Raw genomic sequence first — 16,666 nt, 5'->3', positions numbered from 1 at the left:
ATGAAAGCGGCCGTCGCATGCCTCGCGACGGCCGTCTTCATGTCTGCGTCCGCCCCTGAAGCGCGGGCCGACGAGGGCGGCTCCGGCTTCTGGCTGCCCGGTTCCTTTGCCGCCCAGGCCGCGGTGCCGGTGGCCCGCGGCTTCACGGTCGAGACGAGCTACTATCACGCCACCGCGAACACCGACCCGACGCTCAACGTCACGCGCGGCAGCAACGTCACGTCCGGGCTCAATACGTCGTCGAACTTCCTCTCGGTGACGCCGACCTATGCGCTGGCGACGCCGGGGCTGGGCGGCCAGCTCGAGCTCAGCGTCACGTTCCTGATGGGCAACTACACGGCGGCCGACCCGGGAACGACGTTTTCGGATTCGATGACGGCGGTGGGCGATCTCTCCCCGAGTGCCACCCAGAAATGGACCGTGGGCGCGCACAATTTCATGGCCTACGCGGCGGCCAACGTTCCGGTCGGCGGCTACGACCCGTCGCGGCTGGCGACGACGGGGCTCGGTTACTGGGCGGTCGACGGCGGGGCGGGCTACACCTACTTCGACGAGGCGAAGGGCCACGAGTTCTCTGCCGTTCTGGGCCTCACCTACAATTTCATGAACCCGAACACCGCCTACCAGACCGGCATCGACCTGCATCTCGACCTGTCGGCCTCCCAGTACCTCAACGACAGGTTCTATGCCGGGGTCGCGGGCTACTTCTACAACCAGATCACCGGCGACAGCGGCGCGGGCGCGGTGCTGGGTCCCTTCCTGGGGCGCGTGGCGGGGGTCGGGCCGCAGGTCGGCTACGACTTTTCCCTGGGCGGGCGCGAGGGCACGCTCAGTGCCCGGGCCTACTACGAGTTCGCGGCCCAGAACCGGCCCTATGGCTGGAACGCCTGGTTGACGCTGTCGATCGCTCTTGGCGCGCCGGAGAAGAAGCCGCGCGCGCTATAGAAGGCGTTACATTCACTCCGACAAATCCTCCCGACTTGGATACTCTCGGCGCATGGAGTCTTCCGGCCGACCGACGGGTTCGCGTGTTTCCGACGCCGCCTTCTATTTCATTGCCGGCTTCTGTGGCCTGGCCGGGGGCATCGTCGGGGCGGCCTTCCATCTCACCGTCGATGCGTTGCTGCGCTGGCCGGCCTGGCTGGTCGCGCGCTTCGGCAGCGGCACCGAGACGATCCTGATGGCCGCGGCGATCGCCGCGACCGGGCTGCTTCTCGCCTTCGCCCTGACGCGCCGCTTCGCACCCGAGGCCGCCGGCAGCGGCGTGCAGGAAATCGAGGGCGCGATGGAGGGGCTGCGCACCGTGCGCTGGCGCCGCATCCTGCCGGTCAAGTTCGTGGGCGGCGTGCTCGGCCTCTCGTCCGGGATGGTGGCGGGTCGCGAGGGCCCGACCATCCACATGGGCGCCGCGATCGCCGCCGCCATGGCCGAGATGCTGAAGCTCGACCGCGACGACATGCGCGGCCTGCTGGCGGCCGGCGCCGCGGCCGGCCTCGCTGCCGCCTTCAACGCGCCACTGGCGGCGATCCTTTTCATCGTCGAGGAAACGCGCAAGCAGTTCCGCTACACCTTCCGTTCCTATGTCGGAGTCATCTGCGCCTCGGCCGCGAGCGCCATGGGCATGGGCCTGGTCGGCGGCACCGCGCCGCCGATGCGCATCGAAGCCCTGGAACAGCCGCTCTGGCTGCTGCCGGCCTTCGTGCTGCTGGGTGCCGGCCTCGGCGGCCTCGGCGTCGTGTTCAACCGCAGCCTCGTGGGCGCGCTCGACTGGACGGCCGCCACCTTCCGCCGCGTGCCCTTCGTGCCGGCCCTGGTCGTCGGCGCCGCGGTCGGCGCGCTCGCCATCGTGCTGCCCGAAGCGGTCGGCGGCGGCGAACTGCTGATCCCGCATCTGGTGGCGCGCGACCTGCCGCTCGCCACCCTGGCGCTGGTCGCCGTGCTGCGCTTCGCCGGCACCATGGCGAGCTATCCGGTCGGCGTGCCGGGCGGCATCTTCTCGCCGATGCTGGCGCTCGCCACCACGGTCGGCCTCGGCATCGCCATACTGATGGAAGGCGCGCTGGCTTCAGGCGGCGTGGCTGTGCCGCCGTCGATGGCGGCGGCCGTCGCCATCGCCGCCATGGGCGGGCTGTTCGCCGCCACCATCCGCGCGCCGCTGGTCGGCGTCGTGCTGGCGGTCGAATTGACGGGGGCCTATGGGCTGATCCTGCCGCTGCTCGTGACCTGCGTCACCGCGCATGTCGTCTCCGACTGGCTGGGCGGTCGGCCGATCTACGAACTGCTGCTGGAGCGCACGCTGCGCCTCGCGGGCCAGACGCCGCCGCCGGCGGACCCGACGGAGACATCCTCGCCGGTCGGCACCGACGACAAGCCGCGCGCGGCCCGCACCCGGATCAAGCGACGGCGACGCCGCGGCGGGAGAGGGTGAAGCCTTCGTAGCCGCTGGAGGCAACCTCGTCGCAACGCCGCTTGTAGCGGTCGAAGCCGCCGACATAAGGCATGAACACGCGCGGCTTGCCCGGGATGTTGGCGCCGACATACCAGGAATTGGCCAGCGGATAGAGCGTGCTGTCGGCCACGGCGTTGACGTGGCCGACCCAGTCGCTCTCGGCCTGCTCCGCGGGCTCGATGCGATCGAGCTGCTGCTTGTGCAGGTGATCGAGGCAGCCGGCGATCCAGTCGACGTGCTGTTCGATCGAGGCGATCATCTGCGTCTTCACCCCGGGGCTGCCGGGGCCGGTGACCACGAACATGTTGGGAAAGCCCGCGACCATCAGGCCGAGATAGGTGAGGGGCCCGCCCGCCCACTTGTCGGCCAGCACGGCGCCGTCCGAGGTGCGGATGTCGATCTCGCGCAAGGCGCCGGTCATGGCGTCGAAGCCGGTGGCGAAGACGATGGCGTCGAGCTCGAATTCCTTCTTGCCCGTGCGCAGTCCCGTCGGCGTGATCTCGGCGATCGGATCGCTGCGCACATCGACCAGGGTGACGTTCGCCCGGTTATAAGTCTCGTAGTAGCCGGTATCGAGGCACAGCCGCTTGGTGCCGATCGGGTGGTCCTTGGGCGCCAGCAGCTCGGCCGTCACCGGATCCTTCACCATGCCGCGGATCTTGTTGCGCACGAACTCCGAGGCGGTGTCGTTGGCCTGCTTGTTCACCAGCAGGTCGGTGTAGGCATAGAGGTAGCTGATGCTGCCGCCCTCCTGCCATTTGGCCTCGTAGGCGGCGTTGCGTTCCTCTTCGGTGGCTTCCAGCGCCGACTTGGTGGGCTTCGGGTAGCCGCCGATCGCGAACGGCGTGTCATAGGCGGCGCGCCGACGGGCAGGATAGTCGGCCTTGTGGCGGCTTTCGCGCTCCGGCTCCATCGGGCCGTTGCGCGCCGGCAGGCTGAAGTTGGCAGTGCGCTGGAAGACGGTGAGATGTTCGGCCTGCCGCGCGATCAGCGGGATCATCTGCACGCCCGACGAGCCGGTGCCGACCACGCCTACGCGCAAGCCGGTGAAGTCGACGCCCTCGTGCGGCCACAGGCCGGAATGGTACCACTTGCCCTTGAAGTCATGGATGCCCTTGAAGTCGGGCACGCGCGGCGTCGACAGGTTGCCCGCCGCCATCACGCAATAGCGGGCGCGCACCTCTTCGCCTTTGTCGGTGCGCAGCATCCACAGGCCGGTCTTCTGATCGAACAGCGCCGAGACGATGCGGGTGTCGAGCTGCACGTCGCGGCGCAGGTCGAAGCGGTCGGCGACATGATTGATGTACTGCAGGATCTCGGGCTGGTTGCCGTAGCGCTCCGGCCACTTCCATTCCTGCTGCAGCTCGTCGGAGAAGCTGTAGGAATACTCGAGGCTTTCCACGTCGCAGCGCGCGCCGGGATAGCGGTTCCAGAACCAGGTGCCGCCGACGCCGGAGCCGGCCTCGTAGGCACGGACCTTGAGGCCCATGCCGCGCAGGCGGTGAATGGCGTAGAGCCCGCCCAGGCCGCCGCCGACGATGGCGACATCGAGCTCGCGAGAAGATGGAGCGTGTGAAGCATCAGGCATGGCGCAAGCCTCCAACGGGTCGGCGGCTTTGGCAAGATGTCGCGATAGCGCCGATCTTTCTAGCGAAACGACGGCGATCCCCGCGCTATGTTGCCGGCTGGCAATGATCGAGGAGCGGAAAGTGATGAAATTGTTCGCAGTTCTGGCGATGGCCGCGGTGTCGCTGACGGCCGGAGCTGCCGGCGCCCAGACGGCGATCCAGGCCGGCCTGTGGGAGACCAATGACAAGACCACGATGGAAGGCGTGCAGCCGATGCCGGCCACGTCGCGCAAGGTATGCCTGAAGGCAAACGAGGCGCAGCTCGAGCGCCTGCTGTTTCCCTCGCCCGAGGAGATGGCCCAGCATGGCTGCAAGTATGAAGGCGGGCTGAAGCAGCCCGGCGTCCTGCAGTCCAGCCTGTCGTGCCCGCCGAACAACGAAGTGGCCGGCGTCGACGCCAAGGCCGAGATCACCTTCAGCCCGACCAGCTACCAGGGCCTGGGCCAGGTGATCGCCAGGGACAAGTCCGGCACGACGCTCAAGGGCAGCAGCACGCTGAGCGGCAAGCGCGTCGGCGATTGCTAGAACACGCGCGAAGAACTACCCGAACGCCGGCATCACCTGTTCGCCGAAGCGGCGCATCGAGGCGACGTTCTGTTCGTGGCTCATGGCGCCGAAGCCGGTCTGGCAGAGCAGGTGCTGCACGCCGACGTCGCGCAACTCGGCCACCTGCTCGCGCACCCGGGCGGGCGTGCCGTAAAGCGAGCCGGTCGACAGCACGAACGGGATGGCTTCCGAATCGGGCACGGCGGGGTCGGTCCAGGCATTGAGCGTCGCCGGGTCGGGCGTGAAGTCGGCGGGATTGTAGGCCTCACGCACATGCATCATGTGGGCGCGCGTCTCGACCAGCAGCGCCGCCAGCTCGTCCTCGGCCCGGGCATCGGATTCTGCCACGTAGACGTTGCGCCACAGCGCGCTCTTGGCCAGCAGCCGCGCCTTGGTCGCCGCATCGTGGCCGCCGGCATCGATGCCGGCGGCATAGGTCGCCCAGCGCTCCTTGATTTTTGCCACGGGCAGGCGCGCCGTCAGGATCGGCACGCCAAGACGCCCGCACTCGGCGAAGGAGCCGGGCGAGATCACGCTGCGCCACAGCGGCGGGCCCGGTTGCTGCACCGGCTTGGGCCGGAGCGCCGGGATGTGCAGCTTGTGGAACTTGCCCTCGAAGGTGAGCGGCGCCTCGCGCCAGGCGCGCTCGAGGATTTCCACCGCCTCCTCCATGCGCTCGCGGCTGTCGGTGCTGCGCAGGCCGTGGCCCACGAACTCGTACTCGTTGTAGACGGTGCCCTTGCCGATGCCGACGTCGATGCGGCCCTTGCTGAGATTGTCGAGCAGCGCCAGCTGGACGGCCAGCCGCACCGGATGGTGGAACGGCGTCTGCACGACCGCAAAGCCGATGCGGATGCGCTCGGTCTTTACGGCCAGCGCCGCGGCGAACATCAGCGAGTCGTTGTAGACGCTCTCGCCGGTGAAATAATGCTCGGTCAGCCAGACGTCGGCGAAGCCGAGCGCCTCGGCAAGGCAGGCCTGCTCGAGGATCTGGTCGATGCGGGCGCCGTCCTCGTCGGGCGACGGCGACATTGCAAGCGTAAGCCAGCCGAACTTCATGAATTCTCCCTGCAGCGCCGCCTCTTCTCCCCGGCGGCCGAACGTACTAACACCCTAACCAGACGAACTCATTCCGGCGAACATCTTTGCGCAATTTACTCAAGAACGCTCTGCTGGTGCTGGTGTCGATCGCGCTTTGCACCGTCGCAGCCGAAGGCATCGCCCGCTGGATGGAGATGAGCGACGCCGCCGACGTGGCGCAACGCCTCGACGAGATCCCGCGGGCCGCCGGCGTCCAGCGCGCCTGGTACTTCGATGATCCGCCGCCGCTGCCCAACCGCGGCAAGGCGCCGCCCGAGTGGTACGATCTCGTGCGGCGGGTCGAGGACAGCGGCTTCACCGAGGGCACGCGCCGTGCCGACATGTTCAAGGCGTGGAACTCGGCCTTCGTCGGCGAGCCCTGCAGCCACTGCTACCTGCGCATGGCGCCGGGGCACCTGTTCGTCTACGACCCGCCCGATGGACGTCCGCATCCGCGGTACCGCTTCATGCCCAACGCGACGCTGCCCAATGGACTCGTCACCAACGCCTACGGTTTCCGCGGGCCGCCGGTGCCGTTCGTGCGCACGCCGAAGACGGTGCGCATCGCCTTCGTCGGCGCCTCGACGACGATCGGCGCGCACCACATCCCTTCTTCATATCCCGAGTACGTCGGCCATTGGCTCAACCTGTGGGCCGCCTCGAAGCGGCTCGACCTCAGCTTCGAGGTGCTGAACGCCGGCCGCGAGAGCATCGGGTCGGCCGATATCGAAACCATCGTCCGCCAGGAGGTGGCGCCGCTCAGGCCCGACCTCGTCGTCTACTACGAGGGCGCCAACCAGTTCGATCTCCGCACCGTGGCACCCGCGGTGCCGCGGCCCGACGCCTGCGCCCGTCCCGCGACGGCGCCGATGCCAAGCCCGCGCACGCGCTGGCTGGACGGGGCCGCCAAGCACTTCACCCTGGCGCGGCGGCTCAGGACCCTGCTCGCCGCGACCGAGGCACCGGCGGGCGTGCCGGGCGATGGCGGCGAATGGCCCAAGCCTGCCTACGATTTCGTATGGCCGGCCGGGATCGACGAGCGCGATCCCGACATCGGCCGCCCCGATCTGCCGATCAATCTTTCCACCATCCTGGGCGATCTCGACCGCATCCGCGCCGCCACCGAGGCGACGGGGGCTGAGCTGGCGCTGGCGTCGTTCGTCTGGCTGGTGAAGGACGGCATGGTGCTGAACCCGATCCGGCACCGACCGATCCTGGAGTATCTCAACCAGGGCTACGCGCCGTTCCGCTACCGCGACCTCGAACGGATGGCGGCCTTCGAGAACCGCGTCTTCCAGAAATATGCCACGACACATCACCTGGCGTTCTTCGACGTGGCCCGCCTGATGCCCAGGGATCCCGACCTGTTCGTCGATGCCATCCACAACACCCAGACCGGCGTGCGCCTGCAGGGCTGGGTGATGTTCCAGGAACTGTTGCCGCTGGTCGAGAAGAAGCTGGCGAGCGGGGCGTGGCCCAAGGCCGATCCGGGAGCGGGTATGCCGGCCAGCCATCCCGCTTTCGCGACACCGCCGCGGGAGCTCAACTTCACCTGCAAGGTACCGCCGGCCTAGCAGTGCCGGCGGCCGCCCGCGGAACCGGCCCTCCCCAAGAAATAAGGGATCGGCTCCGCTGGCGACCGCGCGGCGTCCGGAGTCTAAATAATTGCATCCAGGACGCAAACTCACGATTTCTTGAGGTCGCGAACGATGCGCTGGAATTGCTCTATTTTTTCGATCAGATTTTACCGCAGCGTTAATGAAGAAAGTCGGGGGACTTTGATGTCGGGGTTGAGAGCTTTCCTCACGGCCGCGCTGGCGGCTCTTGTTCTTGTCCTTGGTCTCGGCACCGCCGGCGCCCAGGCCCAGAACACCACGCACGGCTGCGCCTGCATTCACAACAACACCAAGGCCACCATCAGCTATCGCTACAAATGGGGTGAGCAGCAGTGGCAGAACTTCAAGCTGCAGCCGGGCTATCAGAACTGGATCTGCTGGAAGTACGCCGACGCCGCCAAGAGTTCACCGGCACTCGGCTTCCAGCTCGACGTCGACATGACCAAGGGCAATGCCTGGACGACCTTCAACCTGCCGCGCATGCAGGCGACGGCGGCGTCATGTGCGGCGACGCCGAAGGCCGCCCACTACGACATCAGCTACCGGCCCAACACCAACAACCAGTTCATCCAGGTCACGCACCGCTGACTAATCAGCGTCAACTTCCCTGGTCTCGAAGTCGGCCGGCATGGTGATCTCGAGCACCTCGAAATCCTCGGAGTGGTCGATCTCCTTGTGCTTGATTCCAGGCGGCTGGTAGACGGTCGAGCCCGCCACCAGTCTGTGCTGGCCGTGGCCCTCATACTCGAAGATTGCCCAGCCCTTCAGCACATAGACGAACTGGAAGGAGAGCGTGTGGGTGTGGCGCGGCGCATCAGCGTGCTTGCCGGGCTTGGCGCGGATCACGTGTGCGCCGACCTTGCCGCCGGTCAGCTCCTTCAGGCCGAGCGGCCGGTATTCGAAGAACGGCCGCAGCCCGTCCTTTTCGAACGAGTCGGGGCCGAGATGATTGACGATGCTCGTGGCGGCGGCAGGTGCGTGGCTGTCGGGCATGGCTTCCTCCGTTTTTCACCGGACAGCATGCCCCCGACGGGCCCCCAAGTCAGCAGAAGCCCGTCGGCAAGGCGAGCGTCAGCAGAGTCCGCCAGCCGCCGGCTCGCGCAACTGCCAGCACAGCGACTGCTTCTCCTCGAGACGGCCGGCGGAGTTGCAGTAGAAGACGTCGCGGTCCTTCTGCAGCCACAGCCCGCCCGGCACCGCGGCCTTGATGTCGTAGCCGGTGGCGATCAGGCCGGCCGGCGTGCGGCCGGGCGCGTCGGCGTACTGCGATATGCAGGCCTTGAGCGGGATCGCCGCCTGCGGCTGTTACTGGGCCACGGCGGAGCCGGTCAGCAGGGCAACGACACCTAAAAAGACAAACGACTTCTTCACGATACCCTCCATCGAGTTTGAGCAAACGAAACGATGGATCCGCCGCGCCGGACGCGCCCCACGCGGCTCCGGCGGGAACGGTTCCCTTCCCACGGAACAGGCTTATTATTACTGCACTATAAGCGCAATGTTATTTATTGCAGTTCATGTGCGCTAATCGGCGCAGGCAAACCCGGCGGCGTCAGGCCGCCAGCGGTGCGGCGTGTTCCGGCGGCACCAGCAGGAAGGGAAGGCGAATCCGGATGGTCGTTCCGGCTTTTGCCGCCGGCGCCAGGACGACCGTGCCACCGAGCTGGCGCACGAAGATCGCCACGTAGTCGGAGCCGCGTGTCTCATGACCCTCGGCCGCATCCTTGTCCGGCATGCCGACGCCGTCGTCGGCGACGACGAGCTCGATCTGGTCGCCCACGCGCTCGACGCTCAACACGACCTTTCCGGTCCCGCCGGGAAAGGCGTGCTTGATGGCATTGGTCGCCAGTTCGTTGACCAGGAGGCCGAACGGCACGGCGCGGTCGGAGTCGATGTCCAGAGCCTCGGCCTTGACCTCGATGACGATGCCCGAGCTGTCGCCCAGCAGGCTGGCCGACATGGTCCTGGCGATTTCCCGCAGATAGTCACCCACGTCGATGGCCCGGCCGTGGCTCGAGTGCGAGATCAGGTCGTAGAGCTGGGCGATGGCGCCGATGCGGGCCTGCATGGCCCGGTAGCCCTGGACGCAGGGCGCTGCGGTGAAGTTGACCTCGTAGGCGATCAGGCCGACCACGATCTGCAGGTTGTTCTTGATCCGGTGCGAGATCTCGTTGGCGAGGCTGAGCGCGTCGCGCTCGCGCTGCTTGCGGTCGGTGATGTCCTCGAAGACCAGCAGCATGCGGTTGGCATGGTTGCCGGGCTGGGAGATCTTGCGGGCGTTGAGGTTGAAGACGCGGCGCCCGAGACCGGGGAAGTCGTCCTCGATTTCGAAACTCTCGATCGGCTTGTTCTCCGGCAGCACCTTCTCCATCAGATGGCGAAGCGCCGGAACGTCCCATTGGTGCTGGCCGAGGTCGGCCACGCGCCGGCCGCGCGTCTCGGCCTCGGTGATGCCGAACATCGTCAAGAACGCCTTGCTGGCCGTCACGATCGTCATGTCGTTTTCGAGTACGACCAGCGGGTCGCGGATCGTGTCGACGATGCTCTGGGTCAGCCGCCAGATGTTCTTGCTCTCGGCCCGGGCAGCGCGCTCCTCGCTGACATCCTCGATGGCGAGCAGGATGGAGCCGTCATGGGCGCCGGGACTGAAGATCTTGCGCGCATTGACCAGCATGGTGCGCCGGCCGATCGTTGGGAAATCGTGCTCGACCTCGAAGCCTTCGACCGAGGCGCGATGGGGGATCACGCTCTCCAGCAGCGTGCGCAGCGCCGGTATGTCCCATTGCCGGTTGCCCAGCTCGTAGATCTGGCTGCCCTCGGTCTCGCGGGGGCTGGTGCGGAAGGTCTGGTAGAAGGCGCGATTGGCCGATGTGATGTTGAGATGCCGGTCGAGGATGATCAGCGCGCTGGGGATCGTCTCGACGATGTCGCTGGCGGCGATCTCGGACACCGGCTTGTCTTCTGACTCGTTGACTGGATCCGGCATCGCCTTTGTTTCCCCCTTGAATGGTGCGACGTCGACATCACGCGGCGAGCAACCCCTGAATCGAATTCCGAAGCTGGTCGTCGGAGTAGGGCTTGGGCAGGAAGTGGGCGCTGTCGACGAACATGGACTTCATCTGGTCGGTCGCAGCATTGCCCGTGGTGTAGAGCACCCTGAGGTCGGGCCGAAGCGCGATGGCCTGGTGGGCGAGGGTGCAGCCGCCGAGCGGCGCCGTCTTGAGATAGATATCGGTGAAGAGCGCACTGATGTGCTGGGGCGAGCGCAGGAACTCGAGCGCCTCGTCGACGTCGCCGGCCGACAGCGTCTTGTAGCCCTGACCGCGGATGGTCATTTCGGCCACCAGACGGACGATCATTTCGTCTTCGACAATCAGGATCACGGGTATCACCACTCTTTTTCTGCTTTTCTGCCGTTCCCCTGGCATAGGACATAAGCGACGGCGGGCCCGGAGGTTCCGCTCGGCAGAAGATTTATTTTCATCTCGCATGGGTTTTTATTTTCCCGTGATTTCAAGGCTTTGGCCCCGGGGCCGGAAGGAACGTAGCCGATGACCGCCGCCGCCCGCTTCGCCGCCCATGCCCTGGGCACGCGCTTCGCCGACCTGCCGGAGGCGGCGGTTGCGCGGGCAAAGGTCTTCGTGCTCGACAGCATGGGCGTCGGCATCGCCGGTTCCTCGGTCGAAGGCGGCGAGGGGCTGCTCAAGGTGGCGGCCGGCTGGGGCGGTGCGCCTGGCCAGGTTGCAGTTCCGGTGTGGGGCCGCTCGGTGCGGCTCGCCGCCCACGCCGCCGCCTTCCTCAACGCCTGGCAGATGCACAACCAGGAATACGACTGCCTGCACGAGGGCGCGGTGGCGCATGCCATGGCCGCCGTCCTGCCGGCAGCCCTTGCGGCGGCCGAGCTCAGGGGCGGCGCGAGCGGCGCCGAACTGATCACGGCAGTGGCGGTCGGCGTCGACATCGCCGCCGGCCTCGGCCTCGCCTCGCGCTCGGGCTTTCGCTTCTTCCGCCCCGGCACCGCCGGCGGCTTCGGCGCGGTGGCGGCGGCAGGCCGCCTGCTCGGCCTCGACCGGTCGACGCTGGAAGCAGCCTTCGCCTGGCAGCTCGCCCAGGCCAGCGGCACGATGCAGGCGCACACCGAGGGCAGCCCGATCCTGCCGGTGCAGATCGCCTTCAACACCCGCGCCGCGCTGCAGTCCTGCGAGATGGCGACCCTGGGCTTCAGCGCCGCGCGCGCGGTGTTCGAGGGCGCTTACGGATACCTGCCGCTGTTCGAGGGCACGTACGACCTCGAGCCGGTGCTCGCGAGCCTCGGCCGGCAGTGGCGCATGGCCGAGTTCAGCCACAAGCCGTTTCCCGCCGGGCGCGCCACCCATGGCGGCATCGAAGGGGTGCGGGTGCTGCGCGCAGAACACGGCTTTGGCGCCGCCGATGTCGCCCGCGTCGAAGTGATCGCGCCGCCCCTGATCGTGCGCCTGGTCGGCCGGCCGCCCAGGCCTGACGCCGGCGCCAGCTATGCCCGCCTCTGCATGGCCTACGCCATCGCCAAGACCCTGCAGCATGGCGCGCTCGACCTCGCGCATTTCCGCGGCGAGGCCCTGGCCGATCCGGAAACCTACGCTCTGGCGGCGCGCGTCGAGACCCGCGACGACGGCACGACCGATCCCAACGCGCTGGCGCCGCAGACCGTGGTTGTTCGCCTGAACGACGGCCGCGCGCTCAGCTGGCGTGGCGAGACCATGCTCGCCCATCCGGCGCGCCCGCTCACGCAGCAGCAGCATCTGGAAAAGTTCGATCGCTGCCTTGCCTTCAGCGCCGAGCCGCTGGCGCCCGGGACGGCGGCGCGGCTGGTCGAGGCCGTGGACCGGCTGGAGGAGATGGCGGACGTCCGCCTCCTCGCCATGCTGGCGGCCAGTCCTGGTCCCAGTCCCGGCCCCAGTCCCGGTGCTCGTCCGGGCCGTTGAAGGCGGCCGCGGCGCCCGCTAGCGTCCAAAAGAGGAATTCCGGAGGAAAGGGAAAGCAGTTTCATGGCGACGGCTTCCGGCAAGGCGGAAGGCACGAGCAGGCCCCTGATGCCCTATGTGGCTTACGGGGTTGTCCTGGCGTTGCTCGCCGTGGCCGCCTTTGCCGTCTGGACGGGTGGGCGGGCCGGCTTTTCGGGCCTGCCGGGGAGCGACCGCACGTCGCTTGCGATCCCGCCGGCCGCCCCGGCCGAAACCGCGCGCACTGCCCGATCGCTGAAGCTGCCGCCGCGTCCGTCGGAACCCCAGTCGGAGGCGCCGGCCAGGCAGGAGTCTGCCCTCAAGCTGGAGCCTGGGCCGCCGCCGGCCGACACGGCCGAGAAGAAGCCCGAGCCGCCGAAGACCGAGTGCAAAGTCGACTTCGGCCGCTGGCCCGCCGACAGGACGGACCAGGCCCAGGCCGTCCAGGTGCTGCTGCGCCACCTCGGCTACTACCGCGGCACCACCAACGGCACGGTGGGACCGCAGACGCGCACGGCGATCCGCGAGTTCCAGCTCGCTTCAGGCGAGGCCGAGACCGGCGAGGTCACCGAGGGACTGTTCGAGGCGCTCAAGAAGAAGTGCGCTTCAACGGCCAACTGACCGGGCAAGGGACTGGAAGTCCTGCGTGATCCGATATATCCAAATGGATATATCGAAGGGCCCGGGGAGAAGATCACAATGCCGCTTGGACGCCGCGCCCTGCTCGCCGTGACGGCGGGCCTTCTGCTGACGTCCGTTGCGCCGGCCATGGCCCAGTCGAAGGACGCCGTCGTGGTCCTCGCCGCGGCCAGCCTCAAGAATGCCCTCGATGATGCTTCGGCCGCCTGGGCGATGCAGACCGGCAAGGCCACCAAGACCTCCTACGCCGCCAGCCCGGCGCTCGCCCGGCAGATCGAAGCCGGGATTCCCGCCGACCTGTTCATCTCCGCCGATATCCCGTGGATGGACTACGTCGCGGAGCACAAGCTGATCAAGCCGGCGAGCCGTTCCGATTTCCTCGGCAACGAGATCGTGCTGATCGCGGCCAGGGACTCGAAGACCGAGCTCCGGATCGACAAGGACTTTGCCTTGCGCGCAGCCCTTGGCGAGGGCCGGCTGGCGATGGCCAACATCGACGCCGTGCCCGCCGGAAAGTACGGCAAGGCCGCCCTCGAGTCGCTGGGGGTCTGGCCGTCGGTGGCGGCCCGCGTCGCCCAGGCCGAGAACGTGCGGATGGCGCTGACCCTGGTGTCGCGCGGCGAGGCGCCGCTCGGCATCGTCTACCGCACGGATGCCGCGGCCGATCCCAACGTCCGGATCGTGGGCACGTTTCCGGCCGGCAGCCATCCGCCGATCATCTATCCGATGGCGCTGCTGGCGAGGTCGACCAACCCCGACGCCGAAGCGTTCGCGGCCTACCTGAAATCGCCGGCGGCACGGCCGTTCTTCGAGAAGCAGGGCTTTGTCGTCCTGAAGTGATCTATCTGGCGGGCGCCGGGCCGAGCCGCCGCGACAGGGCGCGGATCTCGGCGGTCGAGGCGCCCTGAGCGCGGCGCTCCATCTCGCGATAGAGGCGGACGATGTCGCGGCCTGTCCCGGTCACGATCGTGCCACCGCCGCCGCCGCCGCCCGTCTGGGCGATCACCACGGGCTCGCGGAACATGCGGTTGAGCTCGTCGACCAGCAGCCACGCCTGGCGGTACGACATCGCCAGCGCCCGGCCGGCAGCGGAAATCGAGCCGGTCTCGATGATCAACTCGAGCAGACGGATCTTGCCGGGGCCGATCGAGCGTTCGTCGCCGAAATCGATCCGGAGATGCAGCGAGGTCTTGGCGGCGGCCTTCGCGGTCGGTTTGGCGGGTCCACGTGCCATTGCACGATTATGTGGCGGGATGTGGTGGAAGGCCAGCCGTGTGCGCTAAGCAATACCCGATGAGGCAGGAGGAGAGCGCGATGACCGCGACCTCGAAAGCCCCGACGGCCGGTGCGCCGTCCATGGCGCATGACAGCGGCGAACTGGCAGCCGACTACGAGAAGCTGAGCGCCTCGCGCCAGTTCGAAACAGGCAAGCGGCTGGCCGCCGATCTCGCCATCGGCGCGGGCGAGCGCGTGCTCGACATCGGTTGCGGCACCGGCCTGCTGGCCGAACACATCGCCGGCCTCGTCGGGCCTGATGGCCGCGTGCTCGGTATCGATCCGTTGCCGCTGCGCATCGAGGTCGCGCAGGCAAGGACCTTGGCCAATCTCGCCTTCGAGGTGGGCGACGCCAACGACCTCGGCGCGTTGCCGGAGGCGGGCTTCGACGTGGTGGTGCTGAATGCCGTTTTCCACTGGCTGCCCGACAAGCCGCGCGCGCTGGTCCAGTTCGCGCGCGTGCTGCGGCGGGGCGGGCGGATCGGCATCAGCACGCGCCCGCCCAATGCCGCCGGCGGCGCCCGCCATCCGGTGTACGAGGCGATGGCGCGGGCGATGGCCGAACCGCCGTTCGACCGCTATCCGCGGCCGCGCGGCAGCTTCGTCTCCCAGGTCGACGCCGGGGAGATGCGCGCGCTGCTGGTGGCGGCGGGTTTCATGCCGACGCGGATCGAGGTGCGGCCGAGCGCGCAGGTGCACGCCACGCCCGAGGCGGCGGTCCGCTTCTCCGAGGCGAGCTCGTTCGGCAATCTGCTCGGCCACCTGCCGCCCGAGCTGCGGCCCGCGGCGCGCGCGGCGATGGCCGCCAAGCTGGCGGCGCTCATGACGCCGGAGGGGATCGTCCAGCAGGGGCGGCGGTTGGTGGCGATGGCGGTGCGGCGGTAGGGTGACCGGAATCGTCCGCCCAACGTCAGTCGAGGGAAACATCACCATGTCAGAACCGCTTCCCGCCCTGTGCCTGATCGCCATGCCCGGGCGCCGCCGCCGCACGATCGAACTGGCCCAGGAGGCCGAACGCAAGGGGTTCGCCGGGATCTACGTGCCGAGCCCGACCGGCGGCATGTCGACCTGCGAGGCGCTGGCGTGGAACACTGTTTCGATCCCCTTCGCCACTGCGATTGCGCCGATCTATCAGCGCACCATTGTCGATTTCGCACAGAGTGCAGCGATGATGCACGAGGTTTCCGGCGGACGGTTTCGCCTCGGCATCGGCATCGCGCACGGCCCATCCTACGTACGGATGGGCGTGACGCCGGGCAAGCCGCTGGCCGACACGCGCGCCTTCATCGAAAAGTTCCGTGCTGAGGAGGGCTACGGCGCCTTGCCGCCCGTCATCGTGGCGGCGTTGCGCAAGAAAATGGTGGCGCTGGCGGGTGAGCTCGCCCAGGGCGTGATCTTCGCCAATGTCTGCCTGTCGCACATGGCCCAGTCGATGGCCGCACTGCCGGCGGCCAAGCGCAACGATCCGGACTTCTTCATCGGCAACATGATCCCGACCTGCATCAGCGACGATGTCGAGGCCGCGCGGGCGGTGAACCGGCGCACCTTAAGTAACTATGCGTTCCTGCCGAATTACCGGAATTACTGGAAAGAGGCCGGCTACGTCGAGGAAATGGACGCGATCGAGAAGGCGATCGCGGAAGGACGCCGCGACGACGTGCCGAAGTATCTCACCGACAAATGGCTTGCCGACAACACGCTGTTCGGGCCGGCGGCAAAAGTGCGCGAGGGCGTCGCCGCCTGGCGCGCGGCGGGCGTGCACACGCCGATCCTGGTGCCCTCCTCGGCGGCCGGCAATCAGCTGAAGGCGATCGAGGAGGTCTTTGCCACGTTCGGTTGACGGCAAGGCCGCATCTCGAATTCCAGTGGCCAAGCCGTTCTGGCCGTTCGCTCAGTCACTTGCATCGATGGAACAGCCTCACCGGATTGCCGTTCGCCGTGAACTTGCCATCCTTGATGAACTGCTTGCCGTCGCTCGTCCGTGTCGAGGAGAGCGAGCGCAGGCCGCGCGGGGTGATCTCGGCGATCACGTCGTACGCCACCTGGTCGTTCGCTCCCCAGCCGGCATCGTCGTTGCGGATGCGCATCAAGAAAGTGGTGGGCGTCAAATTCTGCGAGCTGTCGATCGTGCTGTTGAGTGAAGGCAGGTCTCCGCCGCGATCGGCCCGGCGCCGCGCCACGCCGCTCTTGTCGCCGTAGTAGGTGTGGAACCAGTTCGAGTCGCTGACGTCCTCGGTACAGACCGCTGCCCAGGTGCCGCCGACACCCATCTTTGCCAGCACGGGCCACGTCTGCTGAGCCGCGGCCGGGCTCGCCAGCAACAGCAAAAGCGCAATCAACGCCGGTCCTGCACGGTATGTGAATGCCATGATGCCCCCTTCGGGACGTCTCTTTCTTTCTTGCGCCCCGCGCCTTACAATGCGCCGCTTTCCCGGCGTTTGGCGATCTGGA

At 67.8% G+C, this 16,666-nt stretch carries 18 protein-coding genes; 10 read left to right on the top strand and 8 right to left on the bottom strand.

Translation table 11 applies throughout. The features are described 5' to 3' along the window. The first annotated feature begins 39 nt into the window (after window positions 1–39). On the top strand, window positions 40–945 hold the full coding sequence (locus EPO55_RS23775) for a transporter (RefSeq protein ID WP_296339914.1): 906 nt from the start codon (window positions 40–42) through the stop codon (window positions 943–945). A 52-nt stretch (window positions 946–997) separates the two neighbouring features. Continuing rightward, window positions 998–2,428, top strand: coding sequence for a H(+)/Cl(-) exchange transporter ClcA (clcA, locus tag EPO55_RS23770; RefSeq protein WP_296339912.1), 1,431 nt, complete (start codon window positions 998–1,000; stop codon window positions 2,426–2,428). On the opposite strand, the gene EPO55_RS23765 is transcribed toward clcA, so the two are convergent. After that, window positions 2,394–4,037: an NAD(P)/FAD-dependent oxidoreductase gene (locus EPO55_RS23765; RefSeq protein WP_296339911.1), complete on the bottom strand. Its 1,644-nt coding sequence runs from the start codon at window positions 4,035–4,037 to the stop codon at window positions 2,394–2,396. The genes clcA and EPO55_RS23765 overlap by 35 nt on opposite strands. Window positions 4,038–4,161: 124 nt before the next feature. Here EPO55_RS23765 and EPO55_RS23760 point away from each other — a divergent pair, with 124 nt between their 5' ends. Then, window positions 4,162–4,602 (top strand): DUF3617 family protein, encoded by a 441-nt coding sequence (locus tag EPO55_RS23760; RefSeq protein ID WP_296339910.1) that lies wholly within the window; start codon window positions 4,162–4,164, stop codon window positions 4,600–4,602. Window positions 4,603–4,617: 15 nt separating this feature from the next. Here EPO55_RS23760 and EPO55_RS23755 read toward each other — a convergent pair whose 3' ends face one another. Further along, window positions 4,618–5,682: an LLM class flavin-dependent oxidoreductase gene (locus EPO55_RS23755; protein WP_296339909.1), complete on the bottom strand. Its 1,065-nt coding sequence runs from the start codon at window positions 5,680–5,682 to the stop codon at window positions 4,618–4,620. 86 nt (window positions 5,683–5,768) lie between these two features. Between EPO55_RS23755 and EPO55_RS23750 the strand changes: the two genes are divergently transcribed. Continuing rightward, entirely contained in the window at window positions 5,769–7,277 is a 1,509-nt protein-coding gene (locus EPO55_RS23750; protein WP_296339908.1) for a hypothetical protein, read from the top strand. Between the two features lie 207 nt (window positions 7,278–7,484). Next, window positions 7,485–7,907, top strand: coding sequence for a hypothetical protein (locus EPO55_RS23745; RefSeq protein ID WP_296339907.1), 423 nt, complete (start codon window positions 7,485–7,487; stop codon window positions 7,905–7,907). Here EPO55_RS23745 and EPO55_RS23740 read toward each other — a convergent pair whose 3' ends face one another. From EPO55_RS23740 to EPO55_RS23725, 4 genes are all read right to left on the bottom strand, one after another. Further along, on the bottom strand, window positions 7,908–8,312 hold the full coding sequence (locus tag EPO55_RS23740) for a cupin domain-containing protein (protein ID WP_296339906.1): 405 nt from the start codon (window positions 8,310–8,312) through the stop codon (window positions 7,908–7,910). A 78-nt stretch (window positions 8,313–8,390) separates the two neighbouring features. Beyond that, on the bottom strand, window positions 8,391–8,516 hold the full coding sequence (locus EPO55_RS23735; protein WP_296339905.1) for a hypothetical protein: 126 nt from the start codon (window positions 8,514–8,516) through the stop codon (window positions 8,391–8,393). Window positions 8,517–8,871: 355 nt separating this feature from the next. Beyond that, a complete protein-coding gene (locus EPO55_RS23730; RefSeq protein ID WP_296339904.1) occupies window positions 8,872–10,305 on the bottom strand; it encodes a PAS domain-containing protein in 1,434 nt (477 codons plus the stop codon). Between the two features lie 37 nt (window positions 10,306–10,342). Continuing rightward, on the bottom strand, window positions 10,343–10,702 hold the full coding sequence (locus tag EPO55_RS23725; RefSeq protein WP_296339902.1) for a response regulator: 360 nt from the start codon (window positions 10,700–10,702) through the stop codon (window positions 10,343–10,345). A 168-nt stretch (window positions 10,703–10,870) separates the two neighbouring features. On the opposite strand from EPO55_RS23725, the gene EPO55_RS23720 reads away from it, so the two are divergent. From EPO55_RS23720 to modA, 3 genes are all read left to right on the top strand, one after another. Beyond that, window positions 10,871–12,283, top strand: coding sequence for an MmgE/PrpD family protein (locus EPO55_RS23720; RefSeq protein ID WP_296339901.1), 1,413 nt, complete (start codon window positions 10,871–10,873; stop codon window positions 12,281–12,283). Between the two features lie 63 nt (window positions 12,284–12,346). Next, window positions 12,347–12,922, top strand: coding sequence for a peptidoglycan-binding protein (locus EPO55_RS23715; RefSeq protein WP_296339900.1), 576 nt, complete (start codon window positions 12,347–12,349; stop codon window positions 12,920–12,922). A gap of 78 nt (window positions 12,923–13,000) precedes the next feature. Further along, entirely contained in the window at window positions 13,001–13,780 is a 780-nt protein-coding gene (gene modA, locus EPO55_RS23710) for a molybdate ABC transporter substrate-binding protein (protein WP_296339898.1), read from the top strand. A gap of 1 nt (window position 13,781) precedes the next feature. Here the strand turns inward: modA and EPO55_RS23705 are convergent, their stop codons facing one another. Then, the gene (locus tag EPO55_RS23705) at window positions 13,782–14,174 is read right to left on the bottom strand and encodes a LysR family transcriptional regulator (protein ID WP_296339897.1); all 393 of its coding nucleotides are present in this window, start codon (window positions 14,172–14,174) and stop codon (window positions 13,782–13,784) included. Window positions 14,175–14,254: 80 nt separating this feature from the next. On the opposite strand from EPO55_RS23705, the gene EPO55_RS23700 reads away from it, so the two are divergent. Beyond that, window positions 14,255–15,100, top strand: coding sequence for a methyltransferase domain-containing protein (locus tag EPO55_RS23700; protein WP_296339895.1), 846 nt, complete (start codon window positions 14,255–14,257; stop codon window positions 15,098–15,100). Between the two features lie 46 nt (window positions 15,101–15,146). After that, entirely contained in the window at window positions 15,147–16,055 is a 909-nt protein-coding gene (locus EPO55_RS23695) for an LLM class flavin-dependent oxidoreductase (RefSeq protein WP_296339894.1), read from the top strand. Between the two features lie 55 nt (window positions 16,056–16,110). Here the strand turns inward: EPO55_RS23695 and EPO55_RS23690 are convergent, their stop codons facing one another. Continuing rightward, window positions 16,111–16,584: a hypothetical protein gene (locus EPO55_RS23690; RefSeq protein WP_296339892.1), complete on the bottom strand. Its 474-nt coding sequence runs from the start codon at window positions 16,582–16,584 to the stop codon at window positions 16,111–16,113. Between the last annotated feature and the right edge of the window lie 82 nt (window positions 16,585–16,666).

Origin of the sequence: Reyranella sp. (genome assembly GCF_004296935.1) — a bacterium.
Taxonomy (GTDB): domain Bacteria; phylum Pseudomonadota; class Alphaproteobacteria; order Reyranellales; family Reyranellaceae; genus Reyranella.
The sequence above is the reverse complement of the archived record's forward strand: the minus strand, read 5'-3'. Positions and strand labels throughout refer to the sequence as shown.